The sequence below is a fragment of the Actinoplanes sp. NPDC000266 genome, from assembly GCF_042899005.1.
Classification (GTDB): domain Bacteria; phylum Actinomycetota; class Actinomycetes; order Mycobacteriales; family Micromonosporaceae; genus Actinoplanes.
Genome location: NZ_JBIAZI010000004.1, coordinates 342841 through 368843, shown reverse-complemented (window position 1 = coordinate 368843; position 26003 = coordinate 342841). Strand labels below are relative to the sequence as shown.

At 71.0% G+C, this 26003-nt stretch carries 23 protein-coding genes; 9 read left to right on the top strand and 14 right to left on the bottom strand.

The annotated features are described in order from the left end of the window. Nucleotides 1–63: 63 nt before the first annotated feature. From trmB to ACFY36_RS18260, 4 genes are all read right to left on the bottom strand, one after another. Entirely contained in the window at nt 64–684 is a 621-nt protein-coding gene (trmB, locus tag ACFY36_RS18275; RefSeq protein WP_499747142.1) for a tRNA (guanosine(46)-N7)-methyltransferase TrmB, read from the bottom strand. A gap of 63 nt (nt 685–747) precedes the next feature. Further along, on the bottom strand, nt 748–1146 hold the full coding sequence (locus ACFY36_RS18270) for a hypothetical protein (RefSeq protein ID WP_499747141.1): 399 nt from the start codon (nt 1144–1146) through the stop codon (nt 748–750). Nucleotides 1147–1406: 260 nt separating this feature from the next. Then, a complete protein-coding gene (locus ACFY36_RS18265; protein WP_499747140.1) occupies nt 1407–2357 on the bottom strand; it encodes a TolB family protein in 951 nt (316 codons plus the stop codon). A gap of 410 nt (nt 2358–2767) precedes the next feature. Next, entirely contained in the window at nt 2768–3415 is a 648-nt protein-coding gene (locus ACFY36_RS18260) for a hypothetical protein (protein ID WP_499747555.1), read from the bottom strand. A gap of 186 nt (nt 3416–3601) precedes the next feature. Between ACFY36_RS18260 and ACFY36_RS18255 the strand changes: the two genes are divergently transcribed. Beyond that, complete coding sequence (locus ACFY36_RS18255; RefSeq protein WP_499747139.1) at nt 3602–4399, top strand: alpha/beta hydrolase; 798 nt, start codon at nt 3602–3604, stop codon at nt 4397–4399. Here the strand turns inward: ACFY36_RS18255 and ACFY36_RS18250 are convergent. Next, nucleotides 4332–5237 carry a proteasome assembly chaperone family protein gene (locus ACFY36_RS18250; protein ID WP_499747138.1) on the bottom strand — a complete coding sequence of 302 codons (906 nt, stop codon included), beginning with the start codon at nt 5235–5237 and terminating at the stop codon, nt 4332–4334. The two genes, ACFY36_RS18255 and ACFY36_RS18250, sit on opposite strands and share 68 nt — an antisense overlap. A gap of 245 nt (nt 5238–5482) precedes the next feature. Between ACFY36_RS18250 and ACFY36_RS18245 the strand changes: the two genes are divergently transcribed. Both ACFY36_RS18245 and ACFY36_RS18240 read left to right on the top strand, forming a co-directional pair. Beyond that, a complete protein-coding gene (locus ACFY36_RS18245; protein WP_499747137.1) occupies nt 5483–6157 on the top strand; it encodes an EcsC family protein in 675 nt (224 codons plus the stop codon). A 64-nt stretch (nt 6158–6221) separates the two neighbouring features. Beyond that, entirely contained in the window at nt 6222–6815 is a 594-nt protein-coding gene (locus ACFY36_RS18240; RefSeq protein ID WP_499747136.1) for a fibronectin type III domain-containing protein, read from the top strand. Here ACFY36_RS18240 and ACFY36_RS18235 read toward each other — a convergent pair. Genes ACFY36_RS18235 through ACFY36_RS18215 form a run of 5 tightly spaced genes read right to left on the bottom strand, consistent with a single transcriptional unit; the run spans nt 6799 to nt 11984 of the window. Then, nucleotides 6799–7632: an NAD-dependent epimerase/dehydratase family protein gene (locus tag ACFY36_RS18235; protein ID WP_499747135.1), complete on the bottom strand. Its 834-nt coding sequence runs from the start codon at nt 7630–7632 to the stop codon at nt 6799–6801. The genes ACFY36_RS18240 and ACFY36_RS18235 overlap by 17 nt on opposite strands. Then, on the bottom strand, nt 7629–8861 hold the full coding sequence (locus ACFY36_RS18230) for a cytochrome P450 (protein WP_499747134.1): 1233 nt from the start codon (nt 8859–8861) through the stop codon (nt 7629–7631). The genes ACFY36_RS18235 and ACFY36_RS18230 overlap by 4 nt, the downstream gene beginning before the upstream one ends. Beyond that, nucleotides 8858–10270 (bottom strand): class I adenylate-forming enzyme family protein, encoded by a 1413-nt coding sequence (locus ACFY36_RS18225; protein ID WP_499747133.1) that lies wholly within the window; start codon nt 10268–10270, stop codon nt 8858–8860. The genes ACFY36_RS18230 and ACFY36_RS18225 overlap by 4 nt, the downstream gene beginning before the upstream one ends. Beyond that, entirely contained in the window at nt 10270–11004 is a 735-nt protein-coding gene (locus ACFY36_RS18220; protein WP_499747132.1) for a glycosyltransferase family A protein, read from the bottom strand. The genes ACFY36_RS18225 and ACFY36_RS18220 overlap by 1 nt, the downstream gene beginning before the upstream one ends. Beyond that, a complete protein-coding gene (locus ACFY36_RS18215) occupies nt 11001–11984 on the bottom strand; it encodes a 3-oxoacyl-ACP synthase III family protein (protein ID WP_499747131.1) in 984 nt (327 codons plus the stop codon). The genes ACFY36_RS18220 and ACFY36_RS18215 overlap by 4 nt, the downstream gene beginning before the upstream one ends. A 64-nt stretch (nt 11985–12048) precedes the next feature. Between ACFY36_RS18215 and ACFY36_RS18210 the strand changes: the two genes are divergently transcribed. The 3 genes from ACFY36_RS18210 to ACFY36_RS18200 are packed head-to-tail and all read left to right on the top strand — an operon-like array spanning nt 12049 to nt 14796. After that, nucleotides 12049–13623: a Na+/H+ antiporter gene (locus ACFY36_RS18210; RefSeq protein ID WP_499747130.1), complete on the top strand. Its 1575-nt coding sequence runs from the start codon at nt 12049–12051 to the stop codon at nt 13621–13623. Then, nucleotides 13620–13886 carry a UBP-type zinc finger domain-containing protein gene (locus tag ACFY36_RS18205; RefSeq protein ID WP_499747129.1) on the top strand — a complete coding sequence of 89 codons (267 nt, stop codon included), beginning with the start codon at nt 13620–13622 and terminating at the stop codon, nt 13884–13886. The genes ACFY36_RS18210 and ACFY36_RS18205 overlap by 4 nt, the downstream gene beginning before the upstream one ends. Before the next feature lies 1 nt (nt 13887). After that, nucleotides 13888–14796 (top strand): ketopantoate reductase family protein, encoded by a 909-nt coding sequence (locus ACFY36_RS18200; RefSeq protein WP_499747128.1) that lies wholly within the window; start codon nt 13888–13890, stop codon nt 14794–14796. 4 nt (nt 14797–14800) lie between these two features. On the opposite strand, the gene ACFY36_RS18195 is transcribed toward ACFY36_RS18200, so the two are convergent. The 4 genes from ACFY36_RS18195 to ACFY36_RS18180 all read right to left on the bottom strand — a co-directional run bounded on the left by ACFY36_RS18195 (nt 14801) and on the right by ACFY36_RS18180 (nt 19471). After that, the gene (locus ACFY36_RS18195; RefSeq protein WP_499747127.1) at nt 14801–15232 is read right to left on the bottom strand and encodes a hypothetical protein; all 432 of its coding nucleotides are present in this window, start codon (nt 15230–15232) and stop codon (nt 14801–14803) included. A 32-nt stretch (nt 15233–15264) separates the two neighbouring features. Then, complete coding sequence (locus tag ACFY36_RS18190) at nt 15265–16212, bottom strand: GAF domain-containing protein (protein WP_499747126.1); 948 nt, start codon at nt 16210–16212, stop codon at nt 15265–15267. A 188-nt stretch (nt 16213–16400) separates the two neighbouring features. Next, complete coding sequence (locus tag ACFY36_RS18185; RefSeq protein WP_499747554.1) at nt 16401–17630, bottom strand: glycosyltransferase family 4 protein; 1230 nt, start codon at nt 17628–17630, stop codon at nt 16401–16403. An 11-nt stretch (nt 17631–17641) separates the two neighbouring features. Next, entirely contained in the window at nt 17642–19471 is a 1830-nt protein-coding gene (locus ACFY36_RS18180) for a glycogen debranching enzyme N-terminal domain-containing protein (protein WP_499747125.1), read from the bottom strand. Nucleotides 19472–19693: 222 nt separating this feature from the next. Here ACFY36_RS18180 and glgX point away from each other — a divergent pair, with 222 nt between their 5' ends. Genes glgX through treZ form a run of 3 tightly spaced genes read left to right on the top strand, consistent with a single transcriptional unit; the run spans nt 19694 to nt 25805 of the window. Next, nucleotides 19694–21805: a glycogen debranching protein GlgX gene (glgX, locus tag ACFY36_RS18175; protein WP_499747124.1), complete on the top strand. Its 2112-nt coding sequence runs from the start codon at nt 19694–19696 to the stop codon at nt 21803–21805. Further along, nucleotides 21805–24075 carry a malto-oligosyltrehalose synthase gene (treY, locus tag ACFY36_RS18170; RefSeq protein WP_499747123.1) on the top strand — a complete coding sequence of 757 codons (2271 nt, stop codon included), beginning with the start codon at nt 21805–21807 and terminating at the stop codon, nt 24073–24075. Before glgX ends, treY begins: the two co-directional genes overlap by 1 nt. After that, nucleotides 24072–25805, top strand: coding sequence for a malto-oligosyltrehalose trehalohydrolase (gene treZ / locus ACFY36_RS18165; protein ID WP_499747122.1), 1734 nt, complete (start codon nt 24072–24074; stop codon nt 25803–25805). Before treY ends, treZ begins: the two co-directional genes overlap by 4 nt. Nucleotides 25806–26003 lie beyond the last annotated feature (198 nt).

Here is a 26003-nt window from a genome sequence, read left to right as displayed (position 1 = left end):
CCCTATAAGGTGTCAATAACCAAAAAGCCGCAAATTCGGTTGTACGGGCTTCGCGCCACCCGGTCAGGCGCGGCGGCGGTAGCGCAGGTCGGCGATCGGCCGGCCCGCCAGGGTTCCCCGCCGCTCGAACTTCGTCTCGGGCCGGTCGCCCCGGCCGGTGTCGAGCCGTTCCAGGCCCGGATCGGCGTCGAGCGTCTCCGCCATCGCCTCGGCGTAGTGCGGCCAGTCGGTCGCGCAATGCAGCACGCCGCTCGGGCGCAGCCGTTCCCGCAGGAGGGCCACGTTGCCGGGGCGTACGAGACGGCGTTTGTGATGCCTTGCCTTGGGCCACGGATCCGGGAAGAAGATGTGTACGGCGGCGAGCGAACCCGGTTCGAGCCGGTGGACGAGTTCCATGGCGTCGCCGCGGGCCACCCGCAGGTTGGTCAGGCCGCGCTCGCCGGCCAGGGCGAGCAGGCTCCCGATGCCCGGCGTGTGCACCTCGATGCCCAGATAGCTCCGGTCCGGGTCGGCCGCCGCCATCGCCGCCGTGGTGTCGCCCATGCCGAAGCCGATCTCCAGCACCACCGGCGCGTCCCGGCCGAAAAGCTCGGGCAGGTCCAGCGGCGTACGGTCGCCGTCCTCGACGGTCAGTCCGATGCGTGGCCACAGTTCGGCGTGGGCGTCGGCGTGCCGCGCGCTCATGCGGCCACGGCGCGGATGAAAGGTCCGGATGGGTGGGTGATCTTCCTGCACCACCCCAGTTTTTCAGGCGCTGACGTCGATCCGGCGGGCGGCCGTCGTCTGGGAGAGGTAGGCCAGAGCCTTGTCCATGTACGGCGCCACCGGATTGGGGCCGCCGGTCCGCTCGTACCGCCGGTTGAGGTCCTTGACGTAAAGGGCCGACGCCTCCTGGCCGGGCGCGAGCCGCCCCGCCGCCCGCTCGGCCGCGATGATCGCCGCGAAGGCGGTCGGGTGCTCCTTGGCCGGATCGAAGCCCAGCCCCACCCGCTGCCCCGTCACCTGGAAGATCAGCTCCCGGTCGTTCCCGGTCAGCGCGTCGAAGTCGCTGCTCGGCGCCGCGGGCTTCTCGGCCCGGGAGGCCCGGTGCGCGGGGGTGACCGGCGGGTGAGGGGTCCGTGCGGTACCCAGGCCGGAGACGCTCATGAAACTCCTCCATCAGAGAGCCGGCCGGTCGCAACCTCGTTGCCACCGGTCGACACCCTCATCGGCACCATCCGCCGACCTGCTTAGCCCCACCGGCCACGGCAGGCGGCCGCCCCGCTGGCCCACCACCCCAGCACCCGGCCGGCCCGGCGACTCCCGCAGAGCCCGGCGTCTTCGTGGGCCGGGCGGCGGCGGGATTGCCGTCGTACCGGGTCGCGCCCCTCGCACCCGTGCGCCCCCGGCCGGGCCGTGGCGGCGGTTCAGCGCAGCGGCTGCACGCTCGGCTGTGAGCCTGAGCGGAACGGCTTGCGTGTCCCGTCGGTCAAGCCGACGACCATCACCCAGGAGCCGCCCGCGTTCTGGCCGGTGGCCACGGCGCGGGCCTTGTCGACGTACGCCATCTCGCGATCGCCGGCGCCGCCGATGGTTCGCTTGGCCCGCGTGGTGGTGTCGTACTCGACGAGGTGCACCGGCTCGTTCTGCGCCTTCGTCTCGCCCTCCTGGTAGGCGGTCCAGGCCAGCTTCCGGCCGTCCTGGCGCCAGCTGGGCACTACCGCGAAGCCCCGGTTCTGCAGCGACCCGCCCCCGTACGCCGCCACGGTCTGCTCCCCGCCGGTGGCCACGGTTCCGACGCTCAGGCAGGCGTCGTAGACCGACTCGCAGTTGCCGCCCCGGAACGCCAACTGCTTGCCGTCCGGCGACCAGGCCACCGCGTCGTCCCCGGCCAGCCGCTCACTGAGCGACCCGGCCCGCGACGTCACCGGCGCCGGCTCGGCCGGCAGATCCTCACCGCGACAGTCCCGCGGGAACAGAACCTCGGGTTGCGCCTTGCCTTTAACCGCAATCCGGTAAACCCCGGGCCCGCCCGAACAGGACAGGGAGGAGAACGCGATCCACTTCCCGTCCGGCGACCAGGAGGGCCCCGCGGCCGGCCGGGTGGTCAGCCGCCGCTGCCCAGTGCCGTCCTCCCGCATGACCCAGAGCAGGCCGCCCTTCAGATAGGCGATCTGCTTCCCGTCCGGCGCCCACCGGGGCCGGGCTTGATCCCCGCCGGTGGTGAGCCGCTTCTCCGAGCCGCCCTTGCTGACGTAGATGTCCCCGCCGCGCACATAGGCGACCAGGCTGGGAAGACTCATCGCGCCCACCGCCGCGCGCGCCGCCACCGGCTGCACGAGCGTGCCCGCGGCCACGCCCGCCACTGCCAGGCCCATTACTCGACCGAATGCCCCCATGACGAACGCCCCCCGACGCGCCTCTGCCGTGCTGTACACCGAGAGCATCGTCGCAACCGTTCTGCACCTAAGACATTCCGCAACCGAAACCCCGAAATTCCGCCGTCCGTGCAAGGCGCCGCCCGGCCGAGGGGCGGCGTCGCGGTCGAAGGAGGGCGACGAAGGCGGCGGCGCGGTCGAAGGAGGGCGACGAAGGCGGCGTCGCGGTCGAAGGAGGGCGACGAAGGCGGCGGCGCGGTCGAAGGAGAGTGACGAAGGCGGCGGCGCGCACTGAGGGCGGCGGCGCGCGCAACGACGGCGGCGGTGTGTGGAAGAGGGGCGCGGCCGCCCCGGTGGACTTGGGCGGTCGGGAACCGGGGCGGCCGCGGGATCGGTGGTGGGTGGAAGGGTCAGGCGGGGGCGCCCCACATGGCGGTGAAGGCGGCGGCCTCTCCCGACAGCCAAGCCTCGATGTCGCCGGGCTTGGCGGAAGGGTCCATGCGGTGGGTGGTGCCGCGGCGCAGGTCTACCAGGACCGGCTCGGCGTTCGGGAGGATCTGGTCCATGTGGCGGGCCATCAAGTGCAGCGTTGCCGTCACGGCCTCGGGGGTGGGCGGGTCCTCGTCGAAGTGGAGGCGTACGGCCTCACGGTGGCCGTCTTCGTAGCGGAGGCCGAAGTGGGGGTTGATCTTCACGGCCAAGGGGCCGACGGTGGCCAGGGCGTCTCGGGTCTGTGCCAGGCCTACCTTCTCCGGGTCGCCCAGTGAGGTCAGGTAGGTCTTCGCGCCGGCGCTGACCGACTCGTACAAGGGCTTCCAGCGCTCCTTGACCAGATCGACCACGCCGGACAGGTAGCTGCCGCCGGTACGGAAGGCGATGTCGGCCTTGAGCGCCTTGACGAGCTGGCCGTGCGGGTTGAAGCCGGAACGGCGTTCGCGCGCGCGGCGCAGGCCGCCGACGAAGGTGGCCTTGGCCGGGCCGGTGCGGGTCACATATCGGGTGAAACCCAACATGGTCGCGTACGGCGGGATGACGGGCACGGGGTGGGTCGAGGGCACGCTCAGGACGGACGAGGTCACGTCGATCTCCTAACTCGAGCACCCGGAAACAGGCTGAAGATCAGCAGGTCAGAGGGCCTCTTTCGTACATACATTCTAATCGACGGGTACGACATTCCCAACCCTGAGGCGCTGTCTCTGCACTCGCCTTCATGGCGACATCCACCGCCGCAGTACGGTCGCCTGATGGCCTTGATCCGTGTTGACTTCGCCTCCGAGGCGCTGGAGCTGAGCACCTCCATGACGGTCGTGCTGCCGGAAGAGGGCGCCCAGCCGCCGCCACTTCTCTACCTGCTGCACGGGCTCACCGACGACGACACCGCCTGGACCCGGTTCACGTCGATCGAGCGGTACGCGACCGCGCGCGGGCTCGCCGTCGTCATGCCGCAGGTCCATCGCAGTTTCTACGCCGACGAGGCGTACGGGATGAAGTTCTGGACCTTCCTCAGCGACGAGCTCCCGCGGCTCGTCCACCGGTTCTTCAAGGTCACCGATCAACCCCGGGAGACGTACGTCGCCGGGTTGTCCATGGGCGGCTACGGCGCCTTCAAGTGGGCGTTACGACAGCCCGAACGGTTCGCGGCCGCCGCCAGTCTCTCCGGGGCGCTCGACGTGGCGTACCTCCAGGAGAACGACCACCGGCCGCACATCCGCGCCCTGATGGACCGGGTCTTCGCCGGCCGCAAGGCCGAAGGGACCGACGACGACCTGCTGCGTCTGGTCCGTGACGCGCGCGGGAAGGAACTGCCGAGGCTGATGCTGCGCTGTGGCGCCGACGACCATCTGGTCAAGCCGAACCAGCACTTCATCGAGGCGTGCGCCGGCGCGGGAGTGACGCTGGACTCAGCGTTCACTCCCGGCGATCACGACTGGGCCTACTGGGACCGGGAGATCCAGACCGTCCTGAATTGGATCTTCAGTCCTGATCGCGGCCCTGCTCGGCCAGGAACCGCTCCAGTTCCGCCCCCAGCTCCTCGGCCGTAGGCAGCGGACGGTCGGTGTCGGCGAGCAGGTTGGTCTCGCGGCCCCGCAGGAAGGCGTCGTACTGCGCCTCGAGCGAGGCCACCAGGCGGGTCGCCTGCTCGTCGTCGGCGATCTGCTTGTCGACGTCGTCGCGGACGGCCCGGGACGCCTCGCGCAGGTCGCCGGTCGGCAGGGCCAGGCCGGTGCCCGACGAGAGCGAGTCGAGCAGCAGCTCGGCCGCGGCCGGATATGTCGTCTGGGACAGGTAGTGCGGCACGTGGGCGGCGTAGCCCATGGCGCTGTGGCCGGCCTCGCCGAGCCGGAACTCGAGCAGCCCGCCGACGCTGCCGGGCACCTGCACCCGTTGCAGCCACGGCTCGCGGTCGCCCAGCAGCGACTTGTCGGTGGCGTGGGCGGTCACACTGCCGGGGCGGGTGTGCGGCACGGCCATCGGGATCGCGTTCAGCCCGACCGTCACCCGGACGCCGAAGCGCTCGGTCAGGGCCACCACGGCGGTGATGAAGCGTTCCCACTGAAGATCGGGCTCGGGGCCGGTGAGCAGGAGGAACTCGGTGCCCAGCTGATCACGTACGAGATGAAGGGCCAGGGTCGGCTCCTCGTAGCTCTCCCAGTGGTCCTCGACGAAGATCATGGGTGGGCGGCGGGAGCGGTAGTCGATGAGCTGGTCGACGTCGAAGGTCGCGATCACCCGGCTCTCGAGGCTGTCGAGCAGAGTTTCCCGGGCCAGCTGGATCGCGCTGCCCGCGTCGACGAACCCGGTGAGCGCCTGGACCAGGACCGGCTCGTCGAGCTCGGGCAGGTCGTCGGCCAGCTCGTACAGCTCGTGTGGGTCGAGCACGTCGAACGCCTCCTGTTGTGGGTCAAAGCGGTAACCCGTGCGAACAAGCCTGCCGCGCGTTTCATTCCGTGCGACCGGCATGTGCCCGTCAACACATGAAAAACGTACCGAATCGGTGATGCGCCCCTGACCTTCGGGCAGAGAAGATCTCGGACAAGGCACAACTGAAGATCAGGTCTCGCGTGCACGTGCATCCGCACGGCACAATGGCACGGGAACGTTCCCTTCCCCCCTCGGAGCGATCTGTGACCGAAGCCCCGCAACGTCCCGTACTCGCCGAAACCGCCGAACCCCCCGGCTCGCTCTGGTCGCGCATGAAGGCCGACCCGCAGTATTCGCCGGAGCACCTCGCCCTCGAAGCCGTACGCCGCCTCGGACCCGAGGCCGCCGAGTGGGTGCGCATGACCCGCGCCGACCACCCCGAGCTGACCCCCGACCAGCTCGCCGACCTGGCGATCAAGAGGTTCACCACCCTCGCCCGCATCTCCGGGGCCGTCTCAGGCGCCACCGGCCTGCCCGGCGCGGTCCTCGACGTCGGCGTCCTCGCCTGGAACCAGGCTCGCATGGTGCTGCATGTCGCCGCCGCCTACGACCACGATCCGACAGCCCCCGAGCGCGCCACCGACCTGCTGGTTCTCCAGCGTGTGCACAAGGTCGCGCAGACCGCCCGGGTCGCCCTCGGCGTCGCGGCCGGCCGTGAGCGGGCGGTGCGCCTGCTCGGTGGTGCGACCGGCCGTCCGCTCAGCGGCGCCATGGTCCGGCTGGGCGTCAAGCTCGCGGGCATGGCCGGCGTACAGAGCGCCAAGAAGATCTTCGCCAAGATGATCCCGGGCGCGGCCATGGTGCTGGGCACGTGGGCCAACTCGGCGGCGACAAAGAATTTGGCCGTACGCACCCGCGAGCTCTACAGGCGCCGCTAAGCAGCGGCCGCCACCGGCCGAACGGAACCCCTGAACGGGGAACCGACCGGACGGAGGGCTGCGAGTGCGTCGTCGTTGGCTGGGCACGATGGGACTGGGCACGTTCGCGCTGCTGCCGCTGCTGGCCGCGTGCGGCGGCGGCGACAGCGCCAAGGACGCCGAGAAGGCGGCCGACGGCCAGTCCTGGGTCGTCGTGGCCGAGGGCAGCGCGACCCCGTCCCCGGTCGTGACCGGCGCGAAGTCGACCGCGACCCCGTTCCCCACGGGCTTCCTGCCGCTGCCGAGCACCACGCCGGCGCCCACCCCCACCGGCTCGTACTCGTGCCCGCCGAACAAGCAGAACCCGGTCAACGGCGCCACCGCCGTCACGGGAGCCACCTCGGCCACCGTCACCTGGTTCAACCCGGGCGGCGACAACCTGGTCGACTACCGGGTCACCGCGATCAGCCACGACGCCATGCTGGGCGAGCAGCGCGACGTCGGCTGGACGGTCGTCACGCCGGGCCCCGCCTGCGAGATGATGAGCGCCACGGTCACCGGGCTCGACCGCTCGACCCGCTACGAGTTCTCGGTCGACGCCGTCACCACGCGCCTCGGCAGCGACGGCACGATCGCCAAGACCGTCGCCCGCTCCCAGGTGGTCAGCACAACCTCGTGACCGGGGCGTAGCCCCGCGTGAGAGCCCGCCCGATGTCCAGGACCAGGCCGTCGGTGACCTGATCGATGGAGTACGGGGTGAGAACCGGCTCCCGCCGCAACGAGCTCACCGCGGCGACCGCCCGCGCGGCTCCGGTGGGCACATGCCGCACGGGCACCCCGAGCACGGCCTCGACGGCCGCGTCCCGCCGGTAGACGACGTCGTCGGCGATGTTGTAGGCCCCGGCCTCCCAGCGGACGGCGGTCAGGCAGGCGGCGGCGAGGTTGCCGACGGCGGTCAGGCTCAGCGGAACATCGGGCCCCGGCAGCCAGGCGCGGCCGCCGCGCACGGTCCGCCGCAGCCGCGGCAGCAGATGAGGGTCGCCGTCCCCGTAGACGGCGCGGGGCCGCAGCACGACCTTCCCGGCGTCGAGGGCGAGGCGTTCACCGGCGGCCTTGGTACGCCCGTACGCGGTCCGCTGCCGGTCGGTGGGCCGATCCTCGGTGACCGGGCCGTCGTAGGGGCCGGGCCGATAGACGCTGGCGCTGCTGACCCACACCACGGGCCGGTCGCCGGCGGCGGCCAGCAGCCGCCTGGTTCCTTCGACGTTCACGCCGTGGAAGTCGCCGCGCCGCGAGTCCCCGACGGCGGCCGCCAGATGAACCACCACATCGGCGCCGGAGAAGTCGGGCACGTCCCGCGTGGCGTCCCAGTCGTGGTGGCGCCCGACGGGGCCGGGCCGCCGCCCGTGACAGCTCACCGCGTGCCCTTCCGCCGCCGCGAGCCGGGCCACCGCCGACCCGCAGAAGCCACTGGCGCCTGTCACCGCGACCCTCATGGCGCGTCACCCGCGCCGGTCTCATCGCTCGCATGCGCCGCGGGCATGGTTGGCCGCTCGTGCGGGCGTTGCCGGAGGAGCGGGTCGGGCACGGCTGGGTGCTCGCGCGGGCGTTGTCGCGGAATCGAGCGTGCGGCGGCGGAAGAGCCGCGCACCGGTTGCGGGCTGGTGGCCCGGATGGTGAGGGAACGCCAGCCCGGCAGGGCGGAACGGCGGTCGGCCCGGGCCCGCACGACGGCGGGCCGGTAGGGGGCCAGGGCGGCCAGGACGTCCTCCATCTGGGTGCGGGCGAGACGAGCGCCCGGGCAGGCGTGCGGACCGGCGCCGAAGACGAGTTGTGCCGTCTGCGCCGGGGCGGGGTGAGCGGGACAGGGGTCGGTGCGATGCGCGCCGGCCGCGTGCCGGGCGATCAGCAGCATGCGGTCACCCGGCCGGACCGGGCACCCGCCGACCTCGGCCCCGGCCGCGGCCACCCGCGGCAGCAGGGGAGTGGGCGCGGTGACCCGCAACAGTTCGCCGGCCAGGGCCGGGGACGAGGCGTGTTCCCACAGGCCGGCGTCGCAGGCCCAGGCCACCGCCCGGGGAATGGCGGCCACGGTGGTGTTGATCGCGGCCACGGCCAGCATCGCCGCGAGCGCCGCGTCGCGATCGGGTGTCGCGAGCAGATCGAGCAGCTGGGCGGCGGCCGCTTCGGCCGATCGTCCGGCTCCCCGGCGCGCCATGCCGGGCAGGTGGGCTCGGGCCGCCGCGGCGGCGGCCCGCTGCGCGGCCGACGCCAGCGTCATCGGGTCTACGTCGATCTTCAGGAGGGCGGCCGCGGTCGCCCCGGCGATCTCCGCCGAGAGAGGTACCAGGTCGAGGTGTTCTCCGGCGGCCAGGGCGGGGAGGCGGTCGGCCAGCAAGGCGGTCCAGATCGGGCGGAGCCGGGCCACCCCGGCCGCGCCCAGCCGGTCGGCGGTGTCGCGGCGCGCGTCGCGGTGCTCCTCGCCGTGCTCGTCGAAGAGGGCGCCGCGGCCCGCCAGCGACCCCGCGGCCCCGCCGGTCGTGCCGTCGGCGGTGCGGTCCAGGGGGACTTTGGTCAGAGCCTTCCGGTACGCCTCGCGGTCGTGCACCAGCACAGTGCCCCCGATCCGCAGCGCCGGCCGGCGGCGGGTGGCGGCCAGCAGCGCGAAGAGGACCGGATGGCTGCTCAGATAGACCCGCCGATCACGGCGGCGAGCATTAGTCATCGTCGGGCCGCCAGCGCCGCCGCGGCCCGGCGGTCGGGTTTCCGGGAGCGCCCGGCCAGGGGGATCGGGGCGAAGACCAGCCGGTCGGGGCGGGCCGAGCCCATCCGGGCCAGCGGATCACGGAGGGACGCCCGCACCACCCGCTCGTCGGCCCCGGCCGAGGTCTGCACCACGGCCACCACCTGTTCGTCGCCGTCACCGGCCGGAACCCCGACCAGCAGGGCCAGCTCCACGCCCGGAACGTGCAGCGACGGCTCGTACAGGCCCGGATAGATGTTCTCGGCCCCGCGCAGGATCATGTCCTTCGCGCGGCCGCCCAGCACCACCGAGCGATCCTCCAGGACCCGGCCGATGTCGCCGGTCGCCACCCACGCGAAGGGCTCCTCGCCCAGATAGCGCCCGGCCGCCGTCGGTCCCGCGAGGAGAAGCTGACCGTCGTCGCCGACCCGGGCGGTCACGCCCGGCAGCAGCGTGCCGACCAGATCGCCGTCGCCGGTGAAGGCGGCCTTCTCCGATTCCTCCACGGCGGCCGCCGGGAAGACCTCGGTCAGCGCGTAGACGCCCCACGCCTCGGCCGCCCCCGAGCGGCGCACCGCCGACAGCAGCGAGGCGCTCACAGGCGCCGACCCGCTGTAGACGCGGCCGGTGAACCGGGCGCCGTCGGCCAGGGCGGCCCGGATCTGCGGTGGGGTCAGATAGGTGGCCTGTGGGTTCAGCTCCCGGATCTGGCGGGGCAGGGAACGCCGCGACGGGAAGGCCACCGGCGCTCCGGCCGCCAGCGACGGCACCAGCACGAAGAACGTGCCGCCCAGCACCGGGGCGCCGGGCACGGGGCGTACCAGGTCGCGGACGGCCGTCATCCCGGCCGAGAGGGAGCGGCGGGTGTGCACCACGGCTCTGGGCCGGCTCGTCGTGCCCGAGGTGAAGACGATGACGGCGTCACCGTCACCCTCGTACCGCCGGGGGAGACGGCCCGGAAGGGGGCGCAGTGCCGGCGGCGAACCGGGAAGCCGGCGGCCGATGGTTCGCACCGGCGCAATCGCGCCGAGCTCGGGAAGGGCGAGGTGGGCGCGCCGGGCGAGGCGGGCGGCCCATCCGGCCACGGCCTGGGCGGCGGCGTCGGCCAGCACGAGCTTGGGCGCGGCGAGGGCCAGGCGGGCCCGCAGGACGTCCGGTCCGGCGGTTGGGTCCAGCACGGCGACGCGAAGACCCAAGTGGTACGCGGCCAGCAGTGTCGCCAAGGAGCGCGGCCCCGGACGTACGGCCAGGGCGATGGTGTCGCCGGGGTCGAGATCGGCCAGCGCGACGGCATAGCCGCGCACGAGCCCGGCCAGCTCGCCGCGGGTGGCGCCGGGCAGGGCGGGGCGGTCGTCACCCTCGTGCAGGGAATCGAGGAGTTCGGTGAGCATCAGCGGGGGTCCGCCGTCCGGAGGCCGCTTCCCCGGTCCAGATACCACTTGGCGGTGCCCATGACGCCGTACGCCCGGATCCGCCTGGTCGAATTGGCGACCACCATCTCGCGGCTGTGGGTGATGGCGTGGGTGGTGCGCCGGACCCGGTTGAGGAAGGTGCGGTCGGTGGGGGAGGGGCGCCGGGGCATGCCGCCGCAGGCCTCGTAGAGCTCGGCGGTGATGGCCATGTTGTTGCCGGCGTGCATGCGGTACGGGGCCTTGAACTCCGGTTTGCGGTGGGCCGGCCGGACGCGGCCGAAGAAGGCGGCCAGGACGACCAGCAGGCGGAAGAAGGCGCGGCCGAGGGGGCCGTGCTCGTCGGAACGGGCCGTGATCTTGCCGCAGGCCATGCCGTTGCTCGTGGTCAGCGCTTTCCGGGCGGCGGCGACCCAGCCGGGGGCGGGGATACAGTCGGCGTCCGTACGAGCCAGGAACGCGGCCCCTTCGGCGATGGCGTGCCGGAAACCGGTGTCGACCGCGCAACCGACGCCCTTGTCGGTCTCGACCAGCAGCCGTACCGGGAAAGGCGCTTTGAAGCCCTTGACCACCGCTGCCGTGCCGTCGGTGGAGTTGTTGTCGACGACCAGCAGAGTGAAGTGGGTGTCGGTCTGTGCCGCCAAAGCATCCAGAGTCGCTCTGATCCGGCTTTCTTCGTTGTACGCGGGCACGACCACCCAGAGCGGCCCGCTCATGAGACCTCCCACACCATGGTCATGAGGCTCACGCCGCCGCCGAGCCCGACGAACAACACGCGATCGCCCGGGTTCAAGTCCGGATATATCCGGGCCAGCTGTACGCCCAGCGAGGCCGAGGCCATATTGCCGAGCTCATCGACGGTGACGACGAGCTTGTCCTCGGGGACGCCGGTGACTTCCACGAAGCGCGACAGATACGGCAGGGTCACCTGATGCACCAGGACGCGCGCATAATCCGCCCATGAGTGGTTGAAACGCTTCATCACGCGGGAGATGAGACCGGGGCCGATCTCCTCGAAGACGGCCCGGAGGCGGCGGCCGTCGCCACTGAAATACGTGTGCTCGTCGCCCCGGGGATGCCGGGAGCCGCCGCCGAAGATGCCGCCGACGGTCCAGTGCTCGGAATGGGTCTCGGCGTCCACGTCCACGATGCCGCCGGTGGCCACCGGCTCGACCAGCACGGCCGCCCCGGCGTCGCCGAAGGTGTAGCCGGCCAGCGCCGTCCGGGCCTGGGACAGGCTCGTCAGCGCCGGGCGCATGGCCCGGGTCGGCGTCTCGCCGGTGACGACCAGCGCGGTGCGGGCCCGCCCGGCCAAAATCATCGAGCGGGCCAGGTCGATGCCGTTGAGGAAGCTGTTGCAGGCGTTCGTGACGTCGAGCGCGTGGGCCCGGCTGCCCAGCGCGGCCTGCACCACATGCGCGGTCGCCGGCTCGGCCATGTCGCGGGTGGCGCTGGCGAACAGCAGCAGGTCGATGTCGAGCGGATCGCGGCCGGTCTCGGCCAGCACCTTGGTCGCGGCGTCGAGAGCCAGATCCGACGCGTACTCGTCGTCGGCCGCCACCCGGCGCCGGGTGATCCCGGTCGCCTGTTCGAACATCCGCGGCGGCAGCTTCGGTGCGACCCGCCGCTGCAGCTCGGCCGTGGTGACCTCGCGGGCCGGCAGGGCGTACGCGATCCCGGTTATTCCCACATTCATGGGCGACAGCCTGCCGTACGAGCGTGATCGGGTCGTGAGCACGAGTACTTATAAGCTTCGGCCCATGGAGAGCATCGTCGACGTGGTCGTGTTGGTGGCGATCTCGGTGGTCGGCGCCGCTCTGGCCCGCCGCCTGGGGTTCGTCGCGCCCCTCGTGCTGTTGGTGGCCGGCCTCGCGCTGTCGTACGTCCCCGGTTTCCCCGAGGCCCATCTCGAGCCCGAACTGGTGCTGATCGGCATCCTGCCGCCGCTGCTCTACGTGGCCGCGCTGGAGACCTCGGTGCCCGCGTTCCGCCGGGCCCTGCGCCCCATCCTGCTGCTCGCGGTCGGACTGGTGCTGGTCACCGCGTTCGCCGTCGGCACCGTCGTTCACCTGCTGATTCCCGAGATTCCGTACGCCGCCTGCGTCGCTCTCGGCGCGGTTGTGGCCCCGCCCGACGCCGTGTCGGCCACGGCCATCGCGCGCCGGGTCGGCCTGCCGCGCCGGGTGGTGACGATCCTCGAGGGCGAGAGCCTGCTCAACGACGCCACCGCCCTGGTGATGGTCCGCATCTCGGTCGGCGCGCTGGCCGGGGCGGCGGTCGGCTTCTGGCCGATCGCGGGCGAGGTGGCGCTCAAGGCCGGCGGCGGCCTGCTGATCGGCTTCGTGGCGGCGTTCCTGGCGGCCAAGCTGCACCGCAAGATCGAGGACTCGCTGCTCGACGACGCCGTGTCCTTGCTCACGCCGTTCGTCGTGGTGATCATCGCTGAGGAGGTGCACAGCTCCAGCGTCGTGGCCGTGGTGATCGCCGGCCTCTATCTCGGCCACCGCCGCCCGTATCTGCTGTCGGCCACCTCGCGCCTGCAGATGGACGCCATCTGGCGGATGATCAACTTCCTGCTCGAGGGCGTGGTCTTCCTCATGGTCGGCCTCCAGCTGCGCAGCATCGGCGAGAGCATCGAGACGCCGGTCGGCACGACCATCCAGGTGACCGCCGCCGTCGTGCTGGTGGTGATCCTGATGAGGTTCGTGTGGATGTACCCGGCGACCTATCTGGCCCGGCTCCTGCCGAAGGTCCGCAACCGCGAGGAACGGCCGCCGGCCGCGGTGCCGACCGTCATCTCGTGGGCCGGCATGCGCGGCGTGGTGACGCTGGCCGCGGCGCAGACCCTGCCGCTGCCCGGCGAGAACGGGGTGCCCGACTATCCCCGTGACCTGTTCATCTTCGTCGCCTTCGTGGTGATCGTGGTCACGCTGCTGCTGCAGGGAACGACGCTGCCGTGGCTGGCCCGGGTGCTGAAGGTCCGCGAGGACACCAGCACCGAGGACGCGCTGGCCGAGGCCGGAGTGCAGCATCAGGCGAGCCGGGCCGCGCTCGAAGCGCTGGAGGAACACGCCGACGGCGCGCCCGCCTCGGTCGTCGACCGGCTGCGCGCCCTGGTCGACAGCCGGTCCAACAACGCGTGGGAGCGGCTGGGCAATCAGCAGCAGGAGACGCCGTCGGCGGCGTACGGTCGGCTGCGGCGCGAGATGATCAGCGCGGAGCGGCGCGTGTTCAAGGTGGCCCGCAACGAGGGCCGCATCCCCGAGGAGGTGCTGACCCGCGCCCAGCGCGATCTCGACCTGGAAGAGTCCCAGCTGACACGGAGTGAAGATTGACCTGCCTGCACCTCAAGGAGTCCGGCGACCCGGCGCCCCAGTCGGCGTACGAGGATGGCTGCCCCGAGTGCGTGGCCGCCGGCCATCACGACTGGGTCCACCTGCGTAAATGCCTCAACTGCGGCAAGGTGGCCTGCTGCGACTCGTCGCCGCGACGGCACATGTCCGCCCACCATCAGGAGGCCGGCCATCCGGTGATGCGCTCGTTCGAGCCGGGTGAGAATTGGAAGTGGTGCTTCGACGACGAGCTTCTAGGCTCGTAACGTGCGCATCCTCTTCGTCGGCGCCGGCGCGACCGGCGGCTACTTCGGCGGCCGTCTCGCGGCGGCCGGCCGGGACGTCACGTTCCTGGTCCGGCCGCCGCGCGCGGCGGCCCTCAGCTCCCGCGGCCTGAAGATCATCGGACCGGACGACACGACGACCGTACGGCCGCGGACCGTGACCGCCGGGCAGATCGACGGCCCGTACGACATCGTGGTCATCGCCGTGAAGAGCTACGGCCTCGAGCAGGCGATGGTCGACCTGGCGCCCGCGGTCGGCCCCGGCACGGTCGTCATCCCGCTGCTGAACGGCATGCGGCACGTCGACGAGCTGGTGGGCGCCTTCGGCCCGTCCCGCGCCTGGGGCGGCGTCTGCATGATCCACGCCGGCCTGAACGCCGACGGCGACGTGGTCCAGATGACCGGCCTGCACAGGCTGAGCTTCGGCTCGCTCGACGGCAGCGAGCGCCCCGACGTCGAGGAGGCGCTGAGCGGCGCCGAGTTCGACGCCTTCGCCTCAGCCACGATCGTCCAGGACATGTGGGAGAAGTGGGTCTTCCTGGCCAGCCTGGGCGCCGCCACCACGTTGATGCGAGCCACGGTCGGCGACATCAACCGGGCCCCCGGCGGCAACGCCTTCGGCGCCCGCATAGCCGCCGAGGCCATGGCCATCGCCACCGCCGCCGGCCACACGCCGCGCCCGGCCGCCGTCTCGGTGCTCCAGAACGGCCTGGGCACCGACCAGCCGATGACCTCGTCGATGTACCGCGACATGATGGCCGGCCTCCCGGTCGAGGCCGACGCCATCCTGGGCGACTTCGTAGCCGAGGCCGACAAACACGGCGTCCCGGTCCCGGCCCTGTCGGCCGCCTACACCAACCTCGCCATCTACTCATCCCAGCGTGAGGCCTGAACGATCAAGGGCGAGGCTCGTGGAACCCTCCGTGGCGGCGCAGCCTGCGGAGTTCCAGGATCAGCTGTAAGAGCAGGATGGCGCTCCCGCTTACCAGAAGCCCGAGCAGAGCGAGATCGCCGCCGTCGGTGAAAAGCTTCGTCGCGTTGAAGAAGAAGGCTAGCCCGGCGATGCAGAGCGTCAGGCTGAGGAACAATTCGATCCGCTGATACGAAGTCTTTTTGAACGGCTCGCCCGAGAGAGGCTCGGCGCTTACCCTGGAAAGGTACTCGGCGGCGTTCAAATCGCCGTCCAGGAAGCGCTCCTCGTCGCGTGAGACCAGTGGTTGCGTCTCGAACGAGACATCGCTGCGGTTGTCTCGTTGACGCCGAATGCCGGTGCCTGATCCCAGGAATCCGGACCGGTTCCGCTGGGGCGGCGGTGACGCGAGTTTCATCTCACACTCCTCAACGTTTTCCCGAGAGACCTTCAAGGCATGGTGGGCTGCTGTGGAACGCTGGGCTTCGCGGTACGGCTCTTGTTGCTGATCTGCAGCAACGTGAATGCCGTCGCGAGCAGCCCGGCCATGAGCTGCACGTAGCTCACATCTGCGTCCGACAGGCTGTCCGCAGCGTCCGAGTCGACGGCAAGGAATCCAAAACTTCCGGATCGGTTGCGAACCGGAACCATGATGAACGACTTGTACGTACGCCCCTGATAGTCCGAGAAGTGCTCGGGCGGTGCCCTGTCGATGTCTCTGATCAGGATGTAATCCTCGCCGTGCGCGGCTTCCACGACAACCTTGTCGGCCCGACTTCTGTTGATCACGAAATCAGCGCGTGGGGTTCGTCCTGGTCGGCCCGACCAATGCTGCTTCTCCAGCTTGTCCGGATCGGTGAACCTGTAGAACGTGGCTCGGGCCTCGCACTCCACCTCCGAGAGCTTTCCGCATTGCTCGGCCGCGATCTCGGTGACCTTCTCCACCAGGGTTTCGACGCGGGTCTCGCGCTCGGTGTTGTTCGACGCCTCGACGACACGGTTCAATTGCAGTACCAGCGGCTGCCCGGCTTTGCCCAGCTTCTTTACGAGGAGCCTCTTCTGGGAACGTGCACCCTTGACCTTTCGGTTCGTCCGATACTCCCGATACACGTTCAAGATCGACAGCATCGCCGCTGACGATATCGCGGCTATGATGAAGTTCCTTCTTGTCTCTCCGCTCTTCATGCCGGCGAACCCGGCGAACCCGGCGGTGATGGCAGGCAGGAAAATCAATAGAGCCCAGCGCACGGTCTTGAGGATGGTCTGGACGATCCGCTTCAGCGGATCGTCCTTCTCGGCTGACGACACCGGGTCTCCCTTTGCGGCTGCGGCGTCCGCCTGTGCGTCACAAAGGCGGTATGGAGCGCTGGTGGCGTCATTGTGGCGCAGAGAATCCATGATCGGTAATGCGGAACGCCCGATCTGTCGCACTTGCCGCGCAACTTGATCGATCGAGTGACGTACCTCGAATGGGTGACAGTAGACCCGGTTCGGCGCGGTAAACGGTAGTGCCGCCATATGACCGGAAACCATTGTCAATTATCTGACGTCGCGCTTTCCGTGCCGCTGGGTTATGGGCGGCGGGTCTATTGATCGGTGAGGCTGGAAGGGACCAACTGGGCCAGCACGCTCTCGGCCTCGCGGGTGACGCGGCCGGCGTCGTGGTGGCGGGCTCGGTCGTACGTGTCGAGGGTGGCGGCGGCGATGGTGGGCCAGGCGAAGTCCTCGCGGACCTTCAGGCGGCCCTGGCGGGCCAGGCGGCGGGCGAAGTCGCGGTCGGCCAGGACCGCGTCGACCGCGCCGGCCAGTGCCTCGGGGGAGCCGGGGGTGAACTTCACGCCGGTGACGCCGTCGTCGACGATCTCGGCCAGGCCGCCCGTGTCGGCGACCGCGATCGGGGTGCCGGCGGCGGCCGCCTCCAGGGCGACCATGCCGAACGGCTCGTAGATGCTCGGCACCACGTAGCAGTCCGAGGCGCCCATCAGGGCCGTCAGGTGGTGGCCGGTCAGGAAGCCGGCGAACGTCACGCCCTCGGTGGCCATGGCCTCGAGGTCGGCGCGGTACGGGCCGTCACCGGCGATCACCACGCGCAGGCCCGGGTGCCTTCTCCGCAGGATCGGGACCGCCGCCAGCAGGTGCTGCACGCCCTTCTCGTAGACCAGGCGGCCGGCGAAGCTGATCAGCGGGCCGCCGGAGTCGGCGAACCGGCGGCGGGCCGCGGCCACCGCGCGGGGGCGGGCGAACCAGCGCAGCTCGTCGACGCCGTTGTAGACGACGTCGACGCGGGCGGCCGGCACGTCGAAGAGCCGCTGGACCTCGTCGCGCATGTAGTCGGAGCAGACGATCGTGCGGACCGCCTCGTGGGCCAGCCAGCGCTCGATGTCGTCGATCGTGCGGTTGTGCGCGTGCGGCAGCCAGCCCTGGTGGCGGCCCGACTCGGTGGCGTGGATGGTCGCCACCAGCGGGATGTCCAGGTGGTCGCGGACGGTCACGGCGGCGTGGGCCACGAGCCAGTCGTGGGCGTGCACCACGTCGTAGGAGCCGGTGCGGGCCGCGCGCAGGGCGGCCCGGGTCAGCGTGTGGTTGAACGCCATGGCCCAGGCCAGCAGGTCGCCGTCGCGGACCTCGAAGCGGGGCGCGTCGTCGGGGGCCCGGATGATCCGGACGCCTTCCGCGTACTCCTCGCGCAGCGTGCCCGGCGTGTGCCGGGTGACCACCGTGACCTCGTGGCCGGCGGCGGCGAGGGTGGTGGCGAGCGCGTGCACGTGCCGGCCCAGGCCACCCACCAGCAGCGGCGGGTACTCCCAGGAGAGCATCAGAATGCTGGTCACGGCTCGTACCTCTGTTCTGTTCTCAACAGCTCGGCGACGGAGCGGGCGGCGAACGGGCTGCCCGTGGCCCGGTGCGGAGGGTCGCCGTCGGCGGTCTCGCTGACCGATCCGACCCCCCATTCGGACAGGTGGGCCTTCAAGCCGGTGAGCAGGCCGTCGGCGGCGCACGCGTCGGCGTACGGTCCGATCAGCCACGGCCAGACCGTGCCTTGGTGATAGGCGATGTCGCGTTCCTCGCGGCCGCCGCGGTGCACGCCCTGATAGCCGTACTCGCTCGGCGCGAGGGTCCGCAGCCCGAGCGGTGTCAGCAGCGCCTCCCCGATACCGGGGAACGACTGGCCGCGCATCGGGCCGTGCGGCAGCGACCAGGCCAGGATCTGGTTGGGGCGCAGCGTCGGATCGTCGTGGTGGCTGCCCGCGCCGAGCGGATAGGTCGCCGCCGGTCCCTCGATCACGTCGTAGAGCCAGCCCTCCGGCGCCCGGAAGCGGCCCAGGAACGCGTCCCGGGCCCGGGCGTGCCGGGCGCGCAGCGGGGAGTCGTCGAGCCCGGCCTCGACGTGCAGGTCGGCCATCGCGGCCAGGGCGTTCACCCAGAGCGCGTTGATCTCGACGGGCTTGCCGACACGGCTGTTGTCGGCGGGACCCGGTCCCATCCGCACCAGGCCGTCGGCCGGGTCGAGGTCGAAGCGCCGTTCGAGCAGGCGCCCGAGCGGTTCGATCAGTTCGGCCGCCAGGTCGCTGTCGCCGGTGCGGCGCACATGCCGGTCGACCGCGTGCACCAGCCACAGCGGCGCGTCCGGCGAGTCCTTCGGCGCCCACGATCCGCCGGTTTCGGTCCAGGTCGAGGGCGCTTTTCCCGTACGGGCGACGAGCAGCTCCCGGCCCTCGCCGGCCCGGCCCGTGTCCAGGAACAGTCCCTCGTACGCGGTCATCGTGTCGCCGAGGTAGCTGCCGAACCATGGATAGCCGGCCACCACGTCCGGCCCGTCGGGGGTGCGCACGACGAACGCGTCGGCGGCCAGCACGAGCGTCTCGTCGGCCTTGGCCGCGGCGACCAGGTCCCGGGCCCGTGTCCGCGCTTCCAGGATCACCGCCGTGGCCGGTGGGGGCCGCTGCCCGAGGTCGCCGGCCCAGGCCGAGATCTCCATGCTCGCGCCGGGGTTCACCCGGTCGAAGTACGTGCCCGCGTGCCAGAGGTCCTCCACGGCCGGCAGGCCGCGCGTCTCCTCCTCGCGGGCGTAGGCGCCCAGATGCCATTCGCCGGCGGGCTGCCAGCCGGGACCGGCGATCCGGTACGCCTGCTCGACGATCACCCCGTCGGCCACCTGCTCGGCCCGCAGCGCAGGCCCGGAGGCGTGCCGCTCGTCGTGCGCGTCGCGCCACGTGCACATGGCGGCGACGGCCAGGCCGACCGGCCCGGGCGCCGAGACCACGCGGTGGGTCACCCCCACCGACGGGTGCCCGTGCCGCATGGCCAGCTCCCGCTCGATCACCACGTCGCCGATACGCCAGCGCCACCGCGGAACCCCGTTCACCAGCGCGAACGTCTCCAAGTAGCGGTGCCCCTCGGGCGCGACGGCGCCGGAGGCCCACTCGTGGGTGTAGAGCGGCACCTTCGTGCCCGAGGGCAGCGTCACCGTCAGGTCGAGGGCGGCCAGCGCGGTGTGCCGGACCGCGGTGGCGGGGTCGGCCACGGTGAGCAACGAGTGGTAGCGCCGGGTGCGCAGGCCCGGAACGGTGCCGGTGGCGAACCCACCTGTGCCGTCCGTGACAAGCCATTCCCGGGTGGTGGAGCCGCAGGCGTGCGGTCCGAAAATGATCGGCACGCCGCATCTATGCTCAGTTTCGGCGGCGGCAAACCATGTCGTGCTTACCTGTTCGGCGGGTAACCGAGCGGTCGCGCAGACGGCGCGGCGGCCATCGGCGACAATGACGCTGACGTGACCTCAGATGATTACGCCGCCCGATCGCGGGGCAAACAGGCCCCGCCGCCGGTACGGATCAGCTGTGGTCGCAGCGCACCGACGGTCGAGGGGTGGGAGCAAGAAATGCAAGTTTGGCCTGGTCACCGGTACCCGCTGGGCGCCACGTACGACGGGACGGGCACGAACTTCGCGATCTTCGCCGAGGGGGCCGAGGCGGTCGAGCTGTGCCTGTTCGACCCGTCGGGCAACGAGCGGAAGGTCCAGCTGCACGAGCAGGACGCGTTCGTCTGGCACGCCTATCTGCCCGGCGTCGAGCCGGGGCAGCGGTACGGCTATCGGATGTACGGTCCGTACGACCCGTCCCGTGGTCTGCGGTACAACCCGCACAAGCTGCTGCTCGACCCGTACGCGCGGGCCGTGGACGCGGACATCGAGTGGCATCCGTCGCTCTACGCGTACGACTTCGAGAACCCCGACCAGATGTCGGATCTGGACAGCGCCCCGTACATGTCCAAGGGCGTCGTCGTGAACCCGTACTTCGACTGGGGCAACGACCGCCGGCCGGACATCCCGTACCACCACTCGGTGATCTACGAGACCCACGTGAAGGGCCTGACCGAGCGGCACCCCGAGGTCCCCAAGGACATGCGCGGCAGCTACTCCGCGATCGGGCACCCGGCGATCATCGAGCACCTCAAGAGCCTCGGCGTGACCGCGGTCGAGCTCATGCCCGTGCACACCTTCGTGCACGACAACCGGCTGCACGACCTCGGGCTGCGCAACTACTGGGGCTACAACACGCTCGGGTTCTTCGCGCCGTACCACGGCTATTCGTCGACCGGGACCCTCGGGCAGCAGACCCAGGAGTTCCGCGGCATGGTCAAGGCCCTGCACAAGGCGGGCATGGAGGTCATCCTCGACGTCGTCTACAACCACACGGCCGAGGGCAACCACCTGGGGCCGACGCTGTCGCTCAAGGGCATCGACAACCGGACCTACTACCGGCTCGTGGACGACCAGCCGCAGTTCTACATGGACTACACCGGCACCGGCAACAGCCTGAACGTGCGCAGCCCGCAGAGCCTCCAGCTGATCATGGACTCGCTGCGCTACTGGGTGACCGAGATGCACGTCGACGGCTTCCGCTTCGACCTCGCGTCGACCCTGGCCCGGGAGTTCTACGACGTCGACCGGCTCTCCACCTTCTTCGAGGTCGTGCAGCAGGACCCGGTGGTCGGGCAGGTGAAGCTGATCGCCGAGCCGTGGGACGTCGGTCCCGGCGGCTATCAGGTCGGCAACTTCCCGCCGAACTGGACCGAGTGGAACGGCAAATACCGCGACACGGTCCGCGACTTCTGGCGCGGCGAGCCGGCCACCCTGGCCGAGTTCGCGTCGCGCATCACCGGCTCGGCCGACCTCTATCAGGACGACGGCCGCAAGCCCTTCCACTCGATCAACTTCGTGACCGCGCACGACGGGTTCACGCTCAACGACCTGGTCGCCTACAACGACAAGCACAACGAGGCCAACGGCGAGGAGAACCGGGACGGCGAGAGCCACAACCGGTCGTGGAACTGTGGTGTCGAGGGCCCGACCGAGGACAAGCAGGTGCTGGCGCTGCGGGCCAAGCAGCGGCGCAACTTCCTGGCCACGCTGATGCTCAGCCAGGGCGTGCCGATGATCTCGCACGGCGACGAGCTCGGCCGCACCCAGCAGGGCAACAACAACGCGTACTGCCAGGACAACGAGCTCTCCTGGATCGACTGGGGCAACGCCGACGAGACGCTGCTCGAGTTCACCCGCAAGCTGACCGCGTTCCGCCACCGCCACCAGGTGTTCCAGCGCCGCCGCTTCTTCACCGGCCTGCCGGTGACCGCGCGCGGCGGCGGCGACCCGCTGCCCGACCTCGAGTGGTTCACCCCGGACGGCCGGCAGATGGCCGGCGACGACTGGGGCAACGACTTCGGCCGGGCGGTCGCGCTGTTCGTCAACGGCGAGGGCATCCGCGAGCGCGGCCAGTACGGGCAGCGGCACGTGGACAGCTCGTTCCTGCTCTTCTTCAACGCGCACGACGCGCCCATCGAATTCGCCACTCCGCCGGCTGAGTACGGCGAAAAGTGGGAAAAGGTCATCGAGACGGCCGAGCCGTCCCCGGATCACCCGTCGGTCGTCGAGGCCGGCAACAAGATCTGGGTGCCCGACAGGTCCCTCATCGTGCTGGACAGGACGGTCTGATGCCCCCAAGCGGAACCTATCGAGTTCAGGTTCGCCCCGATTTCCCGTTGAGTGCCACCGCCGAGCTGGCCGACTACCTGGCCGACCTCGGTGTCTCCCACCTGTACACCGCACCACTGCTGACCTCGACTCCAGGTTCCAAGCACGGCTACGACGTCGTCGACCACTCTCAGGTGAACCCGGCGATCGGGGGATGGGACGGCCTGAAAAACCTGTCCCAGGCGCTCAAGAACGCCGGCCTCAACCTGGTCGTCGACATCGTGCCCAACCACGCCGGGGTGGCCGTCCCGCACGCCAACCCGACGTGGTGGGACGTCCTCCGCCGCGGCCAAGAGTCCGAATTTTCCGACTTCTACGACATCGACTGGTCGCGCGGTCGCCTGCTGATCCCGGTGCTCGCGGACGACCCGAACGCTCTCGACGAGCTGCGGATCGAGGACGGGGAGCTGCGCTACTACGACAAGCGCTTCCCGATCGCCGAGGGAACCGGGGAGGGCACCCCGCGGGAGGTCCACGACCGGCAGCACTACGAGCTGGCCAACTGGACCCGGGGCGACGCCGAGCTCAACTACCGTCGCTTCTTCGCCATCGTCGACCTGGCCGGCCTGCGTGTCGAGGACCCCAGGGTCTTCGACGCCACCCACGCCGAGATCCTGCGCTGGCACCGTGAGGGCATCGTCGACGGCATCCGGGTCGACCACCCCGACGGCCTGCGCGACCCGGGCGCCTATCTGGATCGTCTGCACGAGGCCGCCCCGGGCGCCTGGCTCGTCATCGAGAAGATCCTCGAACCGGGCGAGGAGATGCCCGACTGGCCGGTCGCCGGCACCACCGGCTACGACTCGCTGGCCGAGGTCGGCGGCGTCTTCGTCGACCCCAGCACCGAGGCCTTCTTCGACACCCTCGACCGGCACCTGACCGGCAGCGAGCGCTCCTGGCAGGACCTGGTCCACGAGGCCAAGCACACGGTGGCGACCACGCTGCTCGCGGCCGAGCTGGCCCGGATGGCCCGCCTCGTGCCCGAGATCGAGGCCGCGCCGCGGGGCCTGGCCGAGCTGGCCGCCTGCTTCCCGGTCTACCGGTCCTACCTGCCGTTCGGCTCGCGGCATCTGGCCAAGGCCCGCTCCGAGGCCGGCCGCCGCCGTCCCCAGCTGATCCCGGTCCTCGACCAGCTCACCGCGCGGCTGCGCAACCCGGCCGACGAGCTGGCCGTCCGCTTCCAGCAGTTCACCGGAGCGGTCATGGCCAAGGGCGTGGAGGACACCGCGTTCTACCGCTGGACCCGTTTCACCGCCCGCAACGAGGTCGGCAACGACCCGGCCAAGTTCGGCGTCAGCCCCGACGAGTTCCACGAGGCCAGCGCCGAGCGTCACCGTCATTGGCCGGACGCCATGACGACCCTGTCGACCCACGACACCAAGCGCAGCGAGGACGTGCGGGCCCGGCTCGCCGTGCTGGCCGAGGTGCCGGGGGACTGGACCGAGGTGGTCCGCCGCTGGGTCCGGGTCGCGCCGCTGGCCGATCCCGCCCTGGCCCACCTCATCTGGCAGGCCGCGGTCGGCGCCTGGCCGATCGAGCGGGAGCGCCTGCAGGCGTACGCCCTCAAAGCCGCCCGGGAAGCGGCGACCGGAACCACCTGGCAGCACCCGGACGAGGCCTTCGAGACCGCGCTGCGCGAGATGGTCGACAAGATGTACGACGACCCGGCGCTGCACCGCGAGCTGACCGATTTCGCCGCGTCGATCACGCCGCCCGGCTGGTCGAACGCGCTCGGCCAGAAGCTCGTGCAGCTGACCATGCCGGGTGTGCCCGACGTCTATCAGGGCACCGAGCTGTGGGACTACTCGCTGGTCGACCCGGACAACCGCCGGCCGGTCGATTTCGCCCAGCGGCGCGAGCTGCTGGCCCGCATCGACGACGGCTGGCTGCCGCCGGTCGACGACACCGGCGCGGCCAAGCTGCTGGTCACCAGCCGGACCATGCGGCTGCGCCGGCAGCGCCCGGAGCTGTTCACCTCGTACCGCCCGGCGTTCGCCGACGGGCGGGTCGGCGAGCACGCGCTGGCCTTCGACCGCGGCGGCGTGGTGACCGTCGCCACCCGGCTGCCGGTGGGCTTGTCACGTCACGGCGGCTGGGGTGACACCACCTTGTCACTCGATGGTCACAGCTGGCTGGAAGTATTCACGAATACGAGCTACGGCGGGAACAAGCTGCACGTTTCCGAGCTGCTGCGTACGTACCCCGTCGCTTTGCTGGTGAAAGAGTCATGACACTGTTCGAGGTCTGGGCGCCGGAGAAGACTGTCCGGTTGCGCATCGGTGAGGACGTTCTCGACATGGAGCGCGGCGACGACGGGTGGTGGCGGCTCGACGTGCCGTCGGCCGGGCCCGGCGCCGACTACGCGTACGTCCTGTCCGATCATGAGACGCCGCTGCCCGATCCCCGCTCGCCGTGGCAGCCCGAGGGCGTGCACGGGCCGAGCCGGGTGTACGACCAGACGGCCTTCGCCTGGACGGACAAGGCCTGGACGGGACGCCAGCTGCCGGGTTCGGTGCTGTACGAGCTGCACATCGGCACGTACACGCCCGAGGGCACCTTCGACGCCGCCATCGAGCGTCTCGACCACCTGGTCGAGCTCGGTGTCGACATGGTCGAGCTGCTGCCGGTGAACTCGTTCAACGGCGAGTACAACTGGGGCTACGACGGCGTCTGCTGGTACGCCCCGCACGAGGTCTACGGCGGTCCCGACGGGCTCAAGCGCTTCGTCGACGCCGCCCACCGGCGCGGCCTCGGTGTCGTCCTCGACGTGGTCTACAACCACTTCGGGCCCTCCGGGGCGTACGCGCCGATGTTCGCCCCCTACCTCAGCGCGGCCGGGTCCAACCCGTGGGGCGACTCGGTCAACCTGGACGGCCCGCACGCCGGCGAGGTGCGCCGCTACATCATCGACAGCGCCCTGATGTGGCTGCGCGACTACCACGTCGACGCGCTGCGGCTCGACGCCGTGCACGCGCTCGTCGACCACTCCGCGGTCAACCTTCTCGAACAGCTCGCGGTCGAGGTCGAGTCGCTGTCCACCCACGTCAACCGGCCGCTGTCGCTGATCGCCGAGTCCGACCTCAACGACGCCAAGCTGATCACCCCGCGCGAGGCCGGCGGCTACGGCCTCCAGGGTCAGTGGGCCGACGACGTGCACCACGCGCTGCACACGCTGCTCACCGGCGAGCGGCAGGGCTACTACGCCGACTTCGGGTCGCTCGACTGTCTCCAGACGGTCCTGGAGGGGGCGTTCTTCCACGCCAACACGTGGTCGAGCTTCCGGCAGCGCCACCACGGGCGACCGGTGAACCGCGCTGTGATCCCGGGCCACCGCTTCGTGACGTACCTCCAGAACCATGACCAGATCGGCAACCGGGCGGTCGGTGACCGGATCTCGGCCACGCTCTCGCCCGGCCTGCTCAAGATCGGCGCGACGCTGCTGTTCACCTCGCCCTTCACCCCGATGCTGTTCATGGGCGAGGAGTGGGCGGCCAGCAGCCCGTGGCAGTTCTTCACCAGCCACCCCGAGCCGGAGCTGGCGGCCGCGGTGCAGAACGGCCGGCGCCGCGAGTTCGCCACGCACGGCTGGGCCGAGGCCGAGGTGCCCGACCCGCAGGACCCGGCGACCTTTCAGCGCTCGAAACTCGACTGGGACGAGCTCGGCAAGCCGGGCCACGCCGAGATCCTCGACTTCTACCGCCGGCTGATCGCGCTGCGCCGCAGCCGCACCGACCTGTCCGACCCCAGGCTCGACCGGGTCGAGGTCTGGCACGGCGACCACCACCTGGTGATGAAGCGCGGCAATTGCGCGGTCGCGGTCAACCTGGCCGCCACCCCGCAGACGGTCAGCCTGCGCGACACCCCGCGCAAGGTCCTGCTGGCCTCCTCCGACGGCGTGGTGCTCCAGCGCGACCGGGTCGAGCTGCCGGCCGAGAGCGCCGTGGTGGTGGCCTTCCGCTGAGGCGGGTTACATCCCGGACGGTCGTGCTCGACGGCCCGTCCGGGATGCCGAGGCGCCGGAACCTCACCATCCACTGGGCGGAGCTACGACCGTCCGGGTGCGGGAAGCTCCGATCAACCGGTCGACGGGACAGCAGCATCCATGGGGGCACGGACGCGTCCGGTTGTCGTCCAGGGCTTCCTTGGCGCGCCGGGTTCC